The sequence below is a fragment of the Saccharopolyspora sp. NPDC047091 genome (assembly GCF_040643635.1).
Classification (GTDB): Bacteria; Actinomycetota; Actinomycetes; order Mycobacteriales; family Pseudonocardiaceae; genus Saccharopolyspora_C.
Window position 1 is genome coordinate 116711 of the sequence record NZ_JBEYUS010000010.1, and the last position, 15041, is coordinate 131751.

At 73.2% G+C, this 15041-nt stretch carries 15 protein-coding genes; 9 read left to right on the forward strand and 6 right to left on the reverse strand.

Features of this window, described 5'->3' with window-relative positions; translation table 11 throughout:
- Window positions 1-12 precede the first annotated feature (12 nt).
- From ABZ805_RS07605 to ABZ805_RS07630, 6 genes are read left to right on the forward strand one after another with little or no spacing between them, the layout of a single operon-like run.
- Window positions 13-1083, forward strand: a complete 1071-nt coding sequence (locus tag ABZ805_RS07605; protein WP_358435855.1) for a Gfo/Idh/MocA family oxidoreductase — start codon at window positions 13-15, stop codon at window positions 1081-1083.
- Window positions 1073-1948 (forward strand): sugar phosphate isomerase/epimerase family protein, encoded by an 876-nt coding sequence (locus ABZ805_RS07610; protein WP_358435858.1) that lies wholly within the window; start codon window positions 1073-1075, stop codon window positions 1946-1948. The genes ABZ805_RS07605 and ABZ805_RS07610 overlap by 11 nt, the downstream gene beginning before the upstream one ends.
- A complete protein-coding gene (locus ABZ805_RS07615) occupies window positions 1948-3240 on the forward strand; it encodes a M20/M25/M40 family metallo-hydrolase (RefSeq protein WP_358435860.1) in 1293 nt (430 codons plus the stop codon). The genes ABZ805_RS07610 and ABZ805_RS07615 overlap by 1 nt, the downstream gene beginning before the upstream one ends.
- Window positions 3240-4364: an Ldh family oxidoreductase gene (locus tag ABZ805_RS07620; RefSeq protein WP_358435863.1), complete on the forward strand. Its 1125-nt coding sequence runs from the start codon at window positions 3240-3242 to the stop codon at window positions 4362-4364. The genes ABZ805_RS07615 and ABZ805_RS07620 overlap by 1 nt, the downstream gene beginning before the upstream one ends.
- Window positions 4361-5314, forward strand: a complete 954-nt coding sequence (locus tag ABZ805_RS07625) for a Gfo/Idh/MocA family oxidoreductase (protein WP_358435865.1) — start codon at window positions 4361-4363, stop codon at window positions 5312-5314. Before ABZ805_RS07620 ends, ABZ805_RS07625 begins: the two co-directional genes overlap by 4 nt.
- The gene (locus ABZ805_RS07630; protein ID WP_358435868.1) at window positions 5311-5739 is read left to right on the forward strand and encodes a hypothetical protein; all 429 of its coding nucleotides are present in this window, start codon (window positions 5311-5313) and stop codon (window positions 5737-5739) included. The genes ABZ805_RS07625 and ABZ805_RS07630 overlap by 4 nt, the downstream gene beginning before the upstream one ends.
- Window positions 5740-5850: 111 nt before the next feature.
- Here the strand turns inward: ABZ805_RS07630 and ABZ805_RS07635 are convergent, their stop codons facing one another.
- From ABZ805_RS07635 to ABZ805_RS07650, 4 genes are all read right to left on the reverse strand, one after another.
- Window positions 5851-6384, reverse strand: coding sequence for an EF-hand domain-containing protein (locus ABZ805_RS07635; protein ID WP_358435871.1), 534 nt, complete (start codon window positions 6382-6384; stop codon window positions 5851-5853).
- A 134-nt stretch (window positions 6385-6518) separates the two neighbouring features.
- Window positions 6519-7778, reverse strand: a complete 1260-nt coding sequence (locus ABZ805_RS07640) for a nucleotide sugar dehydrogenase (RefSeq protein WP_358435907.1) — start codon at window positions 7776-7778, stop codon at window positions 6519-6521.
- A 35-nt stretch (window positions 7779-7813) separates the two neighbouring features.
- On the reverse strand, window positions 7814-8122 hold the full coding sequence (locus ABZ805_RS07645; protein ID WP_358435874.1) for a hypothetical protein: 309 nt from the start codon (window positions 8120-8122) through the stop codon (window positions 7814-7816).
- A gap of 86 nt (window positions 8123-8208) precedes the next feature.
- Window positions 8209-9264 (reverse strand): hypothetical protein, encoded by a 1056-nt coding sequence (locus ABZ805_RS07650; protein ID WP_358435877.1) that lies wholly within the window; start codon window positions 9262-9264, stop codon window positions 8209-8211.
- 481 nt (window positions 9265-9745) lie between these two features.
- Here ABZ805_RS07650 and ABZ805_RS07655 point away from each other — a divergent pair, with 481 nt between their 5' ends.
- Window positions 9746-10495 (forward strand): hypothetical protein, encoded by a 750-nt coding sequence (locus tag ABZ805_RS07655; protein WP_358435880.1) that lies wholly within the window; start codon window positions 9746-9748, stop codon window positions 10493-10495.
- A gap of 152 nt (window positions 10496-10647) precedes the next feature.
- On the forward strand, window positions 10648-11046 hold the full coding sequence (locus tag ABZ805_RS07660) for a hypothetical protein (RefSeq protein WP_358435883.1): 399 nt from the start codon (window positions 10648-10650) through the stop codon (window positions 11044-11046).
- A gap of 42 nt (window positions 11047-11088) precedes the next feature.
- Here ABZ805_RS07660 and ABZ805_RS07665 read toward each other — a convergent pair whose 3' ends face one another.
- Window positions 11089-11745 carry a response regulator gene (locus ABZ805_RS07665; RefSeq protein WP_358435886.1) on the reverse strand — a complete coding sequence of 219 codons (657 nt, stop codon included), beginning with the start codon at window positions 11743-11745 and terminating at the stop codon, window positions 11089-11091.
- Window positions 11742-13382: an ATP-binding protein gene (locus tag ABZ805_RS07670; RefSeq protein WP_358435888.1), complete on the reverse strand. Its 1641-nt coding sequence runs from the start codon at window positions 13380-13382 to the stop codon at window positions 11742-11744. Before ABZ805_RS07670 ends, ABZ805_RS07665 begins: the two co-directional genes overlap by 4 nt.
- Before the next feature lie 201 nt (window positions 13383-13583).
- Between ABZ805_RS07670 and ABZ805_RS07675 the strand changes: the two genes are divergently transcribed.
- The gene (locus ABZ805_RS07675; protein WP_358435890.1) at window positions 13584-14942 is read left to right on the forward strand and encodes a citrate:proton symporter; all 1359 of its coding nucleotides are present in this window, start codon (window positions 13584-13586) and stop codon (window positions 14940-14942) included.
- Window positions 14943-15041 lie beyond the last annotated feature (99 nt).

Below are 15041 nucleotides of genomic sequence, written 5' to 3' on the forward strand. Positions count from 1 at the left end.
CAACGGAGCACGATGCTGCACTCACTCGTGGTCGGGCTCGGGCGCGCAGGCGCCGGGCTGCACCTCCGCGTCCTGGCGCAGGCCAGGAGACTCGACCGCGACCTGTTCCACCCCGGCGCGATCGTCGCCTGCGACCCGGCGCCCGCGGCCCGCCGCGTCCCGCCCGGGGTCACCGCCGCCGAATCGGTCCGAGCCGCCGCCGAACTGGTCCCGCCCGGACGCACCGTGGTGCACCTGTGCACCCCGCCCACCGAGCGCACCGCCCTGCTGCGCGAGCTCGCCGAACTCGGCTTCCGCCGCATCATCGTGGAGAAACCCGTCGCGCCCGACCTCGCCGCGCTCGCCGAGGTCGAACGGTTGCGGGCCGCGCACGGGCTGCGGCTCGCGGTCGTCGCGCACTGGCTCGACGCCGAACTCACCCGCAGGCTCGACGACCTGGTGCGGCACCGGCCGCTGGGACCGCTGCGGGAGATCTCCTTCCGGCAGCACAAGCCCCGGTTCACCCACTCCACCGCCACCGGCGGGCACCCGACCGCGTTCGACGTGGAGGTCCCGCACTCGCTCGGCGTCGCGCTGCGGCTGGCCGGGCCCGCCGACCTCGTCGACGCCGACTGCACCGACATGCGCTGCGGCGAGGTGCTGATCCCCGGCATGGGCGGCGCGCGGCTCGCGCTGCGGCACGCGGGCGGCGTCCGCACCAGCATCGAATCCGACCTGACCACGCCGGTGCGGGAACGCAGCGTGGAGCTCTCGTTCGAACGCGGCCGAGCCGTCGGGCACTACCCGCTCAGCGACCAGGACCACCACGCGCAGCTGACCGTGCACGGCGCCGACGTACAGCGGGCCGACGAGCAGCAGGCCGACGAGCAGCGGTCCGTGTTCCCCGACGACGCGCTCACCGAGTTCACGCTGCGCACCTACCGCCGGTTCAAGGCCATCGGACCGGAAACCGAATCCGCCGCCACCGGGCACTTCGCGATCCACCGCGACGTGGTCCGCCTGCTGTGGGCGGCGAAGCAGCACTGCCGGGACCGGACCGGTCCCGCACGACAGCGGAGGAGGACCGCAGACCATGCAGGATGACCCGCGCCCCCGGCTCGCCGGCCTCGGCGACGAAGCCGCCGCGGACCTGACCGGGCAGCTCGCCGCCGTCCGCAGGCTCGGCTGGCGCTCGATCGAACTGCGCACCGTCGGCGGCGTCCCGCTCGCCGACCTCGACGGAGCCGACCTGCGCCGCACCGTGCGGCAGGTCCGCGCCGCCGAGCTCGACGTGGTGTGCCTCGCCTCCCGGATCGGGAACTGGGCCCGGCCCATCACCGCCCCGTTCGACGACGACCTGCGCGAACTCGACGTGCTCGCCGAGCAGTGCCGCGACCTCGGCAGCCGGTACGTGCGCATCATGTCCTACCCGAACGACGGCCTGCCCGAACCCGAGTGGGGCGCCCGCGCGCGCGATCGCGTCGCGAAGCTCGCCGAACGCGCCGCCGAGCACGGTGTCGCGCTGCTGCACGAGAACTGCGCCGGCTGGGCCGCCACCGACGCCGACCGGACGCTGCGGCTGCTCGCCGAAGTCCCGTCGCTGCGGCTGCTGTTCGACACCGGCAACGGCGTCGAACACGGCTACAGCGCCCCGGAACTGCTGCGCCCGCTCATCGGCCACGTCGCGCACGTGCACGTCAAGGACGCCACCGGCTCACCCGGCGCCGTGATGTACGTGCCACCGGGGGAGGGCACCGCGCGGGTCGCCGACTGCCTGCGGCTGCTGCTGAACTCCGGTTACGAGGGGGCCTACTCCCTCGAACCGCACCTGGTCGCCCGTCCGCACCACGGGGTCCGCGCGGACGAGACCGCCGCCGACCGGTTCGTCGACGCGGGCCGCGCCCTCGAACGGCTGCTGGGGCGGCTCAGCGCGCCCTACACCGCGGTCACCGCGCCCGGCCGGACCTGATGGGCACCGCACCGCTCGAACCCGGTGACCTGGACCTGCTGGTGGACCTGCTGCGGCTGCCCACCGTGAACCCGCTCGAAGGCGCCACCCCGCCCTCCCGGATGTGGCGGGCGCAGCGGGCCTACGCCGCGGCGGCCGAGCGGATCGGGTTCCGCACCGCGCACCACGCGGCCCCCGACCCCGCGGTGCTGGACCGCGAGGACGTGCCGCGCACCGTGCGCGACGCGGCCCGCGACCCGGACTTCCTCGCCGACCAGCCCAGCCTCGTGCTGCGGCTCGGACCGGAACTGCCGCCGGAACGCACCGTCATGTTCAACGTGCACCTGGACACCGTCGGCGGGCTGGAACCCGTCACCCGCACCGCGGAGCGGATCACCGGGCGCGGCGCCATCGACGCCAAGGGACCCGCCGTGGCGCTGCTGGCCGGAATCCGCGCCGCCCGCGTCACCAACCCCGAACTGGGGCAGGACGTCGGGGTGCTCGTGCAGGTCGTCGCCGGGGAAGAAGGCGGCGCGATGGGCACCTACGGCACCCGGCCGCTGGTCGAAGCAGGGCACGTCGGCGCGCTCAACGTGTTCTGCGAACCGACCGGGCTGCGCTACCTGCCCCGGTCCACCGCCTCGGCGACCGCGCACATCCGGGTCGACGGGCACGGCGCCATCGACGACGAGCCCGCCGCCGGGCACAACGCGACCGTGCTGCTCGGTTTCCTCGCCCAGCACCTCGCCCGCCACCTCGACCCGCAGGACCGGCCGGGGCGCTGCTGCATCGCGGGCCTGCGCACCGGAGACCGGCACAACCGGGTCTACGGCAGCGGCGGACTGCTGCTCAACCTGTCCTACGCCACCGCCGCCGAAGGCGCCGCCGCCGAACGCGCGCTGGAGGAGGCGGTGCGCAGCGGCGTCCGCGAGTTCACCGACACCTTCGCGCACACCAGGGAATTCGCCCGCACCGCCGCGCAGGCCGCGGGCATCACCCGCGTCGACTGGCTCAAGCGCGGCCTGCCCTGCCTGCCCGACCAGCAGGACGTGGCCGAACTGTTCGCCGCCGCGGGCATCCCGCGCTGGCCCGACGAGCTGCCCGCGTTCACCTGCGACGCCATCTGGATGCACGGCATCCCCGACACCCGCACCGCCGTCCTCGGCCCCGGATCGCTGGAGGCGAACCACGCGCACGCCGACGGCGAACACGCCGACGTCGCCGAACTCCGCGACTTCGCCCTCGCCGTCGCGGCGGTGCTCACCGAGTTCACCAAGCGGCACCACGGCGGTGCCGGGAAGGAGATCACCTGATGACGCTGCTGCCGGAGATCGCACACTCCGGGGAACGAACGACGGTGTCCTACGCGCGGCTGCACGCGTTCACCGCGCGGCTGTTCGCCGAGCACGGGATACCCGATCACCGGGCGCGCCTCGCCGCGGAGGCGCTGTGCCACGGAGATCTGTGCGGATTCGACTCGCACGGCCTGTTCAACCTCACCCGGCTCTACCTGCCGCAGCTGCGCTCCGGGCGGGTGGACCCCACCGCGGAGCCGACCACGCGGCTCGACCTCGGCGCCTGCGCCGTGCTCGACGCGCACCGCGCGCTCGGCCTGTGGGCCGCCGCCGAAGCCGTCGACGACGCGGCCGACCGCGCCCAGGTGCACGGCGTCGGCCTGGTGTCGGTGCGCGGTGGCACGCACTTCGGCTGCGCGGGGTTCCACGCCGCCCGCGCCGCCGAACGCGGCCTGATCGGCATCGTCGCCAGCAACTGCGGCTCGCAGCGGATCGCCCGGCCACCGCTGGGCGCGCTCGCGATGCTCGGCACCAACCCGATCGCCGTCGCCGCCCCCGCCCTCGACGGCCACCCGTTCGTGCTGGACATGAGCACCACCGCGGTGCCCACCGGCAAGGTCCGGATCGCGGCCGCCGACGGCGAGCGCATCCCGCCCGGCTGGCTCGACGACGACACCGGGCACCCCGTCACCGACCCGGCCGAGTTCGACCGCGGCGGCGCGCACCTGCGCTGGCTCGGCGGCGACCCGGCGACCGGCGCGCACAAGGGCTTCGGGCTCGGACTCGTCGTCGAAGTGCTCTCCGCGCTGCTGCCCGGCGCCGGCGTCGGCCCCGCCCCGGCCGCGCTGGACGGCGACGGCGGGCCGCACGGGCGCGACGACGACATCGGCTACTTCGTGCTGGCCATCGCACCCGACCTGCTGCGCCCCGGCGGTGCGTTCACCGCGGACGCGCGGAGCCTGTTCGGCACCCTGCTGGACTGCCCGCCCGCGGCCGAGGACCCGGTGCGCTATCCCGGCTGGCACGAGGCGGAACGCGCCGCGCGGCGCCGCCGGGACGGGGTGCCGCTGCGCACTCCGGTGCACCGCGACCTCGTCGAGCTCGGCTTCGACGAGTCCGAAGTGGACGGAGGTGTGCGGTGAGCGCAGCGCCGCGCCGCGCCGCCGTGATCGGGCTCGGCGCCATCTCCCGGTACTACCTGGCCGCGCTGGACGCGCTGCCCGGCTGGGAACTCGCCGCCGTCTGCGACGTGGACGACTCCGCGCTGGCCGCGCACCGCGACCGGCTACCGGTCTTCCGGGACCACGGCGACCTGCTCGCCGAGACCGCCCCGGACGCGGTGATCGTGGTCGTGCCCAACGACGTGCACGCGGACATCAGCCGCGACGCGCTGCGGGCCGGAATTCCGGTGTGCGTGGAGAAACCGCTCGCCATCGACCTCGCCGACGCCCGGGCGCTCACCGCGCTCGCCTCGGTCACCGCGCCGCTGTTCACCGCGTTCCACCGCCGCTACAACGACAACGTGCTGCGGCTGCGCGAGGAACTCCGCGGCCACGGCCCCATCGAGGCGATGACCGTGCGCTACCTCGAACGCATCGAAGAGCACATCGGCGGCGACACCTGGTACCTCGACCCGGACCGCTGCGGCGGCGGGTGCGTCGCCGACAACGGACCGAACGCCTTCGACCTGGTGCGGCTGTTCCTCGGCGACGTCGAACCGGCCGCGGTCACCGTGCACCGCGACGACGTGGGACTCGACCGGCAGGCCGTCGTCGACCTGCGCTCCGCCACCGGGGTTCCCGCCGTCGTCGAACTCGACTGGTCGCACCCCGGGGAGACCAAGGACGTCGAGATCCGCTGCGCCGACGGCAGCGCGCACCGCGCCGACATGCTGCACGGCCATCACGGGTTCAAGACCTCCCTGTGGCACGAGTACGAAGGCATCCTCGCCGACTTCGGCGCCGTGCTCGACGCCGGCAACACCGCCGCCGACCGGCGTCCCGACGGCGGGTTGCCCGCGCTGGAACTGGTCGACGCGGTCTACCGCACCGAATTCCTGGACGCCGCGTCCAACGAGGAGGGCTCCGGATGAACCCGCACGAAGACGGCCGCAAGCGCGGGCTGCACGCCACCGTCGTCAAGGTGCTGCGGCACCGCCGTACCGAACGGGGCATGTCGCTCGAACCGCACGCCAGCCGCTGCATCCGGGCGGGGGAGGTGCACGAGCTCGTCACCACCGACCACGCCGACACCGCCCCGGGCGCCCGCGTGGACCGCGTCGGGTTCCTCGGCTTCGCCGAGTTCGGCTGCGCCGGCGTGCTCGACCGCGGCGACGAGCTGCACATCGGCGGGCGGGTGGTCGGCACCGTGCTCGGCTTCGACGCCTGCCACCACCCGAACCACTACAACGTCCTGGTGCGCACCGAAGTCCCGTGGACCGGCGCGGACCTCGACCTGTTCCCGGAGCAGACGCTCACCTTCGAGCAAGCGGCGGTGGTGGTCCCCGAACGGTGCTGACCCGCTGACCCGCTGGAGCGGCGACTCCGGCGCACGGCCGGTACGACACGGCGGCCGGTGACCATTCCGCGAGGGGAGGGTGGTCACCGGCCGCTTGTCGCGCGCTGCGGATCAGCCCAGCAGCTCGACGTCCGACCGGCCGAAGTGGAAGTCGCGCACCGAGGCGAGCAGCTCCTCCAGCGAGAGCTCACCGTCGCCATTGGTGTCGATGTCGACGAACGCGGAGGCGGCCTGCGAGCGGTCCACGCCGACCGCGGTCAGCCAGGACGCGAACTCGCCCGCGTCGATCACGCCGTCGTCGTTCTTGTCGCACAGGCCGACGATGCCCTGCACCACCGGGCGCATGACCCGGTCGAAGTCGGCCTCGCCACCCGGGGTGACCATTCCTTCGGCGACCTGGAGGAACTGCTCCTCCGACAGCGAACCCGTGGGCGCCTGGCCGGCCCGGCTCGCCAGGTGGTCGAACATCGTGGTGAACGCCTCGCGCAGCAGCTGCGCCTGGGGGCTCTGGGCGCTCGTGTCGAACGCACGCGCGATCTTCTCGGCTTCCTGGACGAAGTCGTTGCGCTCCAGGCTGCCGCTGCCGTCCAGGTCCCACTTGGCGAAGCGCTTGCGCAGGCGGTCGTTCGCGATAGCCGTGCTCATGGCCATCCTCCTAGCTGTGTATGGGTGAACAGGAAATTCCGTCCGCCCCGCGGAATCGGGGTGGCCGGCCCGCGCGGAGCCGAAGCACCGCGCAAGTTCTTCTCGATGCGGCCGGTGGAAACCGGCCGGAGACGTCAGAGCAGCGTCACCGCGGTCCCCGCGGACTTCCCCCGGGTGTCCAGCAGCAGGCAGCCCGACGAGGAGAGCTCGACGAGGTCGTAGCAGGAGTGGTCCTGCAGCAGGACCACCAGATCCGCGGCGGCCAGCGCCTCCGCGAGCTCGAGCGCTCTGCGGAGGGGATGCCCGTCCACGTGGAACTCGGCGACCCTCGGATCGTGGTAGGACACCTCGGCGCCCTGGGCGCGCAGCCCGCGGGCGATCGGGTAGGCCGGGGACTCGCGGGTGTCGGCGACGTCCCGCTTGTACGCGACCCCCAGCAGCAGCACTCGGGACCCGGAGAGCATCCGGCCGCGCCCGCCGAGCAGTTCCGCCGCGCGCAGCACCACGTGCGAGGGCATCCGCTCGTTCACGGCGCGCGCCGCGGACAGCGTGCCGAAGGTGAAACCGGCGCTGCGGGCCTTGCTCTCCAGGTAGCGCGGGTCCACCGGGATGCAGTGCCCGCCGACGCCCGGGCCGGGCTGGAAGGGGGCGAAGCCGAACGGCTTGGTGCCCGCGCAGTGCAGCACGTCCCACACGTCGATGCCCATCCGGTCGCAGAACAGCGCGACCTCGTTGACCAGCGCGATGTTCACGTACCGGTAGCTGTTCTCCAGCAACTTCGCCATCTCGGCCTCCCGCGTGCCGCGGGAGACGACGAGCGAGTCGACGAAGCGGCCGTAGAACGCGACGCCGTGCTTGGCGCACAACGGCGTGCAACCGCTGATGATCTTCGGGGTGTTCTGCATGGCGAACCGCTCGTTGCCCGGATCGATCCGCTCCGGCGAGTAGACGAGGTGGAAGTCCTCACCGACCCGCAGTCCGCTGCCGCGTTCCAGGATGGGCCGCACGACCTCCTCGGTGGTACCGGGATGGCTGGTGGACTCCAGCACCACCAGCGTGCCCGGCCGCAGCCGGGAGGCGGCGGTGTGCGCCGCGGCCCGCACCGCGCTCAGGTCGGGTTCGCCCGTCGCGGACAACCCGGTGGGCAGGCAGAGCACGATCGTGTCCGCGGTGGTGAGCACGTCCGGATCGGTGGTGGCGGTGAACCCGGCGGCGACCATCTCGGCGACCGCGCCGCTCGGTACGTCACCGACGTGCGAGCGGCCCGCGCCGAGCCCGGCCACGACCTCCGCGGAGACGTCCAGCCCGACGGTGCGCAGGCCGGCCGCGCAGGCGGCGGCCGCGAGCGGAAGGCCGACGTAGCCGAGCCCGACCACGACGAGATCCCGCGGCATGTCCCGGTGTCCGGCGCCCGCGGCGTTCCCGGAGGTCACGCCGAGAAGCTGCCGGTGCCGGGCGGCACGTGCGCGCCGTGCCCGGGCTGGACGACGAGGCTCGCCGTCAGGCACAGCGGGTCGCCGTAGATCCGCACCGGCTCGTCCGTGTCGTTGATCAGCACGTGCGCGGCCAGCGGCGCGCGGTAGCAGCCGCTCGGCGCGTCGTAGCTGTCCACCGGTTGGAGTTCGGTGCTGAACACCAGGACCTGCCCGGTGGTGGCGGCGCCCGCGGTACTCACCGGGAGGGCGGTGGCGAGCACCGCGGCGGCGGCCGCGAAGAGCAGTCGAGCGTTCGTGCGCATGGTTGGGGTTCCTGTTCGGAGTCGACGTGGTGCGCCCCGGCGTGGCCGGGAACGCGGATCGTCCGGTGCTGGTGGGTGCGCCGGGATCACTTGCTCGGGCGGGTGGCGGAGGACAGCGCGCCGACGCTGACCATCATCACCAGCACGCCGAGCACCGCGATGAACCCGGCGGTCTGCGCCGGGGATTCGCGGGGGCCCGCCGAGTCGGCGAGCTCCTCGACGGCGGGTTCGAGCGGGGGCGGTGCCGGGCGCGCCGCGGGCGGCGGTGCCGGTACGGCGGGTGCCGGTTCGGCGGGCGGCGGCACCGGTGGCGCTGGCGCTGGCGGTGGTGCCGGTGGCAGCACCAGGGTCGCGTCCGCGGCGGTGACCTGACCTGCCAGCGAGCGCGCGCTGACCGCCAGCCGCACGACGTCGCCGGGCCGCGCGGGGCAGGTGTAGGTGGTCTCCGCGCCGGGTTCCAGCGTGCCGAGGGAGCGGTGGCAGGCCGGTGGTTCCCCCGTGACCGCCACGTCCAGCAGCGGGACGGTGGAGGTGTTGCGCACCCGCACCGGCACGGCGCCGTCCCGCACGGGCAGGATCTCCAGCGAGACCGAGGGCTCGGCCGGTGGTGCGGGCCGGTCGACCTGCGCGGTGGCGCGGGCGGTGGTGGCGAAGCCGGTGTAGGTCATGCCGACGGCGCGGGCCGTCACCTCGCCGTCCGCCGGTGCCGTTCCGTCGCAGGTGACGGTGCGCGCATCGCCGGGGTGGAGCCCGCCCACCACGTCGTGGCACGGTCCGGCGCCGAGGCTCACCACGGTGCCGAACAGCGCGGCGTCCCCGGTGTTGGTGACGACGGCGGTCTGGGTGAGCGGGTCGCCGGGGTGGGCGGCGCGCGGGGCGGTGGTGGTGCGCAGCGACAGCGCCGGGTGCTCGCCGGGCCACCCCGGGCCCCCGATGCCGGGGACGTCGTCGTCCGGGACCCAGGGGATGTCGGCCCTGCCCGAGTCGGCCGCCGCGTCCTGCCGAGGCGGGACGTACGCGGACGTGAGCAGGGGTGCGAGCAGCACCAGCCCGCAGCAGGACAGCACCGCGGAGCGCGGTGTCCGCCCGGCCCGCGCGATTCGGGACCGGAACCGATTCGGAACGGATCGTGGACGCGACATCTCACCTCCTCGTTGTTCGTGGAATGCGTGAATTCGGCCCGCGGGAACTCGGGGCCTCATCGGCGATCGCGGAGGACCGTAGCACCCCTGAATCGTGGTTCCGGCGACCTCGCGGAAAGTCCACAATGGTCCACCGCGCAGGCTGACCAGCGCCTATTTGAATCTGCTCGCGAAGAGTGCTGGATTGGAAACCGCCATTACCGATCCGGGTGATCGCTCAAGATCACTCTAATCGGTGATTTTCCATCCGGTGCTGGAAAGTTCCTCCTTTCAACGGGGTTCGGCGGGTAGGGTTCTTCGCGGCGGACCGAGGGGGCGGCCTGCTTTCGGCCGTTGATCCGGGTCCGGTATCGCGTGTGGTCCACCGATGGCCCCGCGTGCCCCCAATCACCCATTCCCGCACATTCCGCCGGGCGTGTCCGCGCCCGTCCGCGCAGTCAGAAACGGATATCTCGTGATCTTCCTCGGCTTTCTGGTACTCGTGCTGATCACTGTGGCGGTGGCCGCGGTGACGCTGGTGAGCGCTCGCCGCGAAGCGGTCGCGGCGGGCGGCTCCGACTCGGACTCGCAATCGTTCGTCGGCGGCGTGCTGAACGCGCTGTTCACCGTGGTCCTCGCGTTCTACATCGTGTTCGCCTGGCAGAACGGCGACGACGTGGAGAAGGCGGCTCAGCAGGAGGTCAACGCGCTCAGCGACGTGCACTGGCAGGTCGCCGTGGTGCCCGCGGAGCAGGCCGCCGCGCTGCGCTCGCTGACCGAGCAGTACGCGGCGCGGGTCGCCGAGCACGAGTGGCCCGCCCTGGACCAGGGGCGGCCGGACGAGCAGGTGGACCGGCTGATCGACGGGATGCGGGCGGAGGCGATCGCGCTGCCCGCGGACACCGAGGTGCTCAAGTCCGCCCGCGAGCAGGTGCTCACCGACCTCCGCAAGATCGACGAGTCGCACCGGGAACGGGTCGACATCTCCACCGACGACCAGCGGTTCAACGTGGTGCTGCTCGCGGGCAGCGTGCTCGGCGGCGTGCTGATGATCGTGTTCCCGCTGCTGGTGGGGTTGAGCGCCCGGCCGGCCAACATCGCGACGATGGTGCTGCTCACCTTGACGCTGGGATTCACCCTCTACCTCTCGGTGCAACTGATGCATCCGTTGCACGGTCCATTCGGAGTCGATGCGGATTCATTCCGCACGTTCCTGGAATCGTTGCCCGCCGGTTCGAGTCCGGCAGAATGAGCAGCCCGAATCGGGCGGATCCAGGTGCGGTCAAGCGGTGGGGGGTCGTGGTGCACGTCGTGCTGAACCGTCGACGCGGCGCGCGTTCGGGTTCGCGCAATTCCGGCGGGATCGTGCCGCCCCGTTCGTTCTGGGCGGCGGAGGCCGATCGCGTGGCGCGCGAATTCCAAGGCGATGCCGCCGCGGAACCGGGGGAGGTGCGGAACTCGCTGCGCTGGTTGTTCGAACACGTGGCGGGTGCCGCCGGATCCCGAACGGGGAACGGGCGGGAACGATTCCACCAGGCGTGCGAGGCCGTGCTGTTCGAGCAGGGCGAGGCCGCGTTCGACCGGATGCTCACCCCGGTGCTGCGCACGGTCCTCGCCGCGGGGCCGGGGGCGGGGACGATGCCCCGGGACGACCTGATCCGCTGGCTGCACGCCCTCGGCGTGGATCGGGCGGCCGCGGTGCGCGCGTGCGAGCGCGCCCGCCTACCGGACCCGGCCCGCTGCACCCTGCAGGACGTGCTGCGCACGATGCGGCTGCACCACATGCACTCGTCTCGGCGCTGACTCCGCGGGCTCGTCCGGGACGATCGCGGCCGGCCGCCGGGTTCAGCAGGGCTCGTACTGGTGCTCCGGCCTGCCGCTCGCCCCGTACCGCAACGTCATCATCGCCTTGCCGTCCTGGGCGAGTCCGGCGAGGTAGCGCTGCGCGGTGGCCCGGGCGATGCCGAGCTCGTCGGCGATCTCGGAGGCGGAGCGCGGCCCGTCGGCGGCGCGCAGCGCATCGGTGATCAGCTTCGTGGTGATGCTGGACTGCCCCTTCGGCGCGCTGGGCCGGTCCCCTTCGCGCAGCGAGCGCATCGCCCGGTCGATCTCGGCTTGGTCCACCGGATCGCCGCCCGCGGGCAGCCGGGAGCGGAAGTGCGCGTAGGCGGTCAACCGTTCCTGGAGCTGCTGCGCGGTGAACGGCTTCACCAGGTAGTTCAGCGCTCCGGCGGCCAGCGCGGCGCGGACGGTGACCGGGTCGGAGGCGGCGGTGAGCATGATCGCGTCGACGTCGAGTTCGGCGAGCAGCGCGACGCCCGGGCCGTCCGGCAGGTAGTTGTCCAGCAGCACCAGCTCGGGCCGGTGCTCGGCGATGAGGTCGCGGGCTTCGGCGGCGGAGTGCGCGACGCCGACGGTGCGGAAGCCGCGCACCCGGTCGGTGAACTCGGCGTGCACCTGCGCGACGCGGAAGTCGTCTTCGACGACGAGGACCCGGATCATCGGTTCGCCTCCTGTTCGGCGGTGTCGGCGTTGCTGGTGAGATCGGCGGGCGAGCCGCCTGCGAGCGCACCGGGCAGCCGGGCGACGAACAGCGCGCCGTGCTCGTCGCCGCCGGGGTCGGCGATCCGGACCTCGCCGCCGAGCGCGCGCGCCGCCTGCCGGGCGAGGGCCAGCCCGATGCCGTGGCCGTCGCCGTCCTTGGTGGTGCTGCCCTCGGTGAACAGGTCCGCGCGCAGTGCGGCGGGCACGCCGTCCCCGGTGTCGAGCACGGACAGGTGCAGCGCGGTGCCGTCGGAGAGCAGGTCCACGTCCACCCGGGCGGGCCGCCTGCCGCCGGCGCGGGCCGCCTCGCAGGCGTTGTCGACGAGGTTGCCGAGCACGGTGGTGACTTCGACGGGAGAGGTGACGGCGGTGGCGACCCAGCTGGTCTCGCCGAGCTCCAGGGCCACGTCCTTCTCCGCGGCGGCGGCCTTCTTCGCGCCGAGGAAGGACACCAGGTGCGAGTCGCGCACCGCGTCGGCGGCGGGGCCGAGACCGGCGATGCTGCCGCTGAACAGGGCCTGCAGGTAGTCCTCCGCTTCCTGCCGGTGCCCGGTCTGCAGCAGCCCGGACAGCGCGTGCAGCCGGTTGGTGAACTCGTGGCGCTGGGCGCGCAGCACGTCGGCGGTACCGCGGACCGATTCGAGTTCGCGGGTGAGCTTGTCCAGGTCGGTGCGGTCCCGGAGGGTGACGACGCCGCCGAGGTCGGTCCCGTCGCGGTGCACCGGCCGGTGGTGCGCGACGAGGACCCGGTCGGCGGTGACGGTGATGAGGTTGTCGACCGGGCGGTGGTCGAGCAGCGCCGCCCGCAACCGCGGCGGCAGGTCGAGCTCGCGCACCGGGGTGCCGGGTTCGACGCGGCGGCCGAGGAGCCGTTCGGCCTCGCCGTTGCCGAAGGTGATCCGGCCCCGTGCGTCCACGGCGAGCACGCCTTCGCCGATGCCGTAGAGCACCGCTTCCCGCTGCCGGACGAGTTCGGTGAGCTCGTGCGGTTCGAGACCGAGGGTGCGGCGCTTGAGCAGCCTGGTGAGCAGCGCCGACCCGGCGATGCCGAGCAGCAGGGCGCCCGCGGCGACCGCGGCGGAGGTGCCGAGCAGCCGCAGGAAGGCGGTGTGGATCTGCCGGGCGTCGAACCCGACGCTGACCTGCCCGACGATCCGCCCGTCGGTGGTGCGCAGCGGGACCTTGCCGCGCGCGGACCAGCCGAGGGTGCCGCGCTGCACGTCGACCACGTCGCGCCCGGTGAGTGCCTGCGGGTCGGTGCTGACGGGGTCGCCGATCTGCGCGGGGTCGGGGTGGGCGAGCCGCACGCCGCGGTCGTCGGTGATGACGATGAACAGCGCCCCGGTGGCGGTGCGGGCGCGTTCAGCCTTGGTGGCCACGCGCGGGTGCCGGGCGGGGTCGGCGACGGCGGCGGCGAGGTCGTCGTCGGCGGCGACCGAGCGGGCGACGCCGAGGGCGCGCTGCCCGTACTGGTCGACGAGGCTGCGGTCGAGCAGGGTCGCGGCGAGCGCGAAACCCACGCCGGTGATCAGGACGACGAGCCCGATCTGCAGCGCGAGCACCTGCCGGGCGAACCGCATGGGGCGGCGGGACATGTCGCGACCCTACCCAGCCGTTTCGGCCGGTCGGGGCCGTGGCGCGGGTGCGGGGGCGCAGAACGAGCAGAACGCGCGCAACGCGGGCTAGGCGTACAAGGTCGTTAACCCTCCCGTCACGGGCGTGCGGCACCTACGGTTCCGCGCAATGGAACAACGGTGTTACGTGGGCCACGTCGTGGTTCGGAGGGGGGTAGTGCGGTGATCGCGTTGCTCGGTTTGGCGATGGTGTCGGTCTTCCTCTACCTGGTGATGAGCAAGCGGCTGGCGCCGATGGTGGCGCTGATCGTGATCCCGGCGATCTTCGCGGTGATCGCGGGCTTCGCCCCGGACCTGGGGGAGATGGTCACCGACGGCATCACGTCGCTGGCGCCGACCGCGGCGATGCTGATGTTCGCCATCCTCTACTTCGGCATCATGATCGACGCGGGGTTGTTCGACCCGGTGGCGCGGGCGGTCGTCCGGCTCACCGGCGACGACCCGCTGAAGCTGATCATGGGGACGGTGGCGCTGGTCGCCGTGGTGTCGCTGGACGGCGACGGCACCACCACCTTCATGATCACGGTGTCGGCGCTGCTGCCGATCTACCGCAAGCTCGGGGTGAGCCCGGTGCTGATGACCGGGTTGGCGTGCATGACGAACGCGATCCTGAACATCGTGCCGTGGGGCGGCCCGGCGGCGCGGGCGGCGAGCGTGCTGCGGCTGGACCCGCAGGAGATGTTCGTGCCGATGATCCCGGCGCTGGGCGCGGGGCTGGTGACCGTGTTCGTCATCGCCTACGTGCTGGGACTGCGGGAGCGGGCGAAGCTGCGGGTGCGCGCCGCGGAGCCGGCGCTGGCCGGGGTCGGCGCGGGCGGCGGTGGTGGTCCGGTGGGCACCGGTGGTGCCGATGCCGAGGACGGTGGCGACTTCGACGTGCTGCACCCGGACCGGGAGAGCCTGCGGCCGCGGCTGATCTGGTTCAACGCCGCGTTGACGGTGGCGCTGCTGGTGGCGCTGATCTCCGGGGTGCTGCCGATCGCGGTGCTGTTCATGATCGGCACCGGGATCGCGCTGATCGTGAACTACCCGAGCATCAAGGAGCAGGCGGCGCGCATCGCCTCGCACGCCGACAGCGTGGTCGCGGTGGTGTCGATGGTGTTCGCGGCGGCCGTGTTCACCGGGGTGCTCTCGGGCACCGGGATGATCGAGCAGATGGCGCAGTACCTGCTGCACGGCATGCCGGACGCGCTGTTCCCGTACTTCAGCGTGGTGATCGCGGTGCTGAGCATCCCGTTCACGTTCTTCATGAGCAACGACGCGTTCTACTTCGGCGTGGTGCCGATCCTGGCGGAGACGGCCGCGCAGCACGGGATCTCGGCGATGGAGGTGGCGCGGGCGTCGCTGCTGGGCCAGCCGATCCACATGCTGAGCCCGCTGGTGCCCGCGATGTACGTGCTGATCGGGTTGGCGAAGGTGGACCTGGGCGACCAGCACCGGTTCGCGATCAAGTGGGCGCTGCTGGTGTCGCTGGTGGTGATCGCCGCGGGCTTCGCCCTGGGCCTGATCGCCATCCACTGACCGGCGCGCGAGGTGAGCGGCCCGTTCGTCCCGCCGGGCGGGCGGGCCGGTCCCGCGTCGAACCTCCGCGCGGCGGCCGGGTCCGGGGAGGAGCCCGGC

Excerpts from the sequence above, each read along its gene's own strand:
- ABZ805_RS07605 (WP_358435855.1), top strand. The coding sequence starts at position 13 with ATGCTGCACTCACTCGTGGTCGGGCTCGGGCGCGCAGGCGCCGGGCTG.
- ABZ805_RS07610 (WP_358435858.1), top strand. The coding sequence starts at position 1,073 with ATGCAGGATGACCCGCGCCCCCGGCTCGCCGGCCTCGGCGACGAAGCC.
- ABZ805_RS07615 (WP_358435860.1), top strand. The coding sequence starts at position 1,948 with ATGGGCACCGCACCGCTCGAACCCGGTGACCTGGACCTGCTGGTGGAC.
- ABZ805_RS07620 (WP_358435863.1), top strand. The coding sequence starts at position 3,240 with ATGACGCTGCTGCCGGAGATCGCACACTCCGGGGAACGAACGACGGTG.
- ABZ805_RS07630 (WP_358435868.1), top strand. The coding sequence starts at position 5,311 with ATGAACCCGCACGAAGACGGCCGCAAGCGCGGGCTGCACGCCACCGTC.
- ABZ805_RS07635 (WP_358435871.1), bottom strand. The coding sequence starts at position 6,384 with ATGAGCACGGCTATCGCGAACGACCGCCTGCGCAAGCGCTTCGCCAAG.
- ABZ805_RS07640 (WP_358435907.1), bottom strand. The coding sequence starts at position 7,778 with ATGCCGCGGGATCTCGTCGTGGTCGGGCTCGGCTACGTCGGCCTTCCG.
- ABZ805_RS07645 (WP_358435874.1), bottom strand. The coding sequence starts at position 8,122 with ATGCGCACGAACGCTCGACTGCTCTTCGCGGCCGCCGCCGCGGTGCTC.
- ABZ805_RS07650 (WP_358435877.1), bottom strand. The coding sequence starts at position 9,264 with ATGTCGCGTCCACGATCCGTTCCGAATCGGTTCCGGTCCCGAATCGCG.
- ABZ805_RS07665 (WP_358435886.1), bottom strand. The coding sequence starts at position 11,745 with ATGATCCGGGTCCTCGTCGTCGAAGACGACTTCCGCGTCGCGCAGGTG.
- ABZ805_RS07670 (WP_358435888.1), bottom strand. The coding sequence starts at position 13,382 with ATGTCCCGCCGCCCCATGCGGTTCGCCCGGCAGGTGCTCGCGCTGCAG.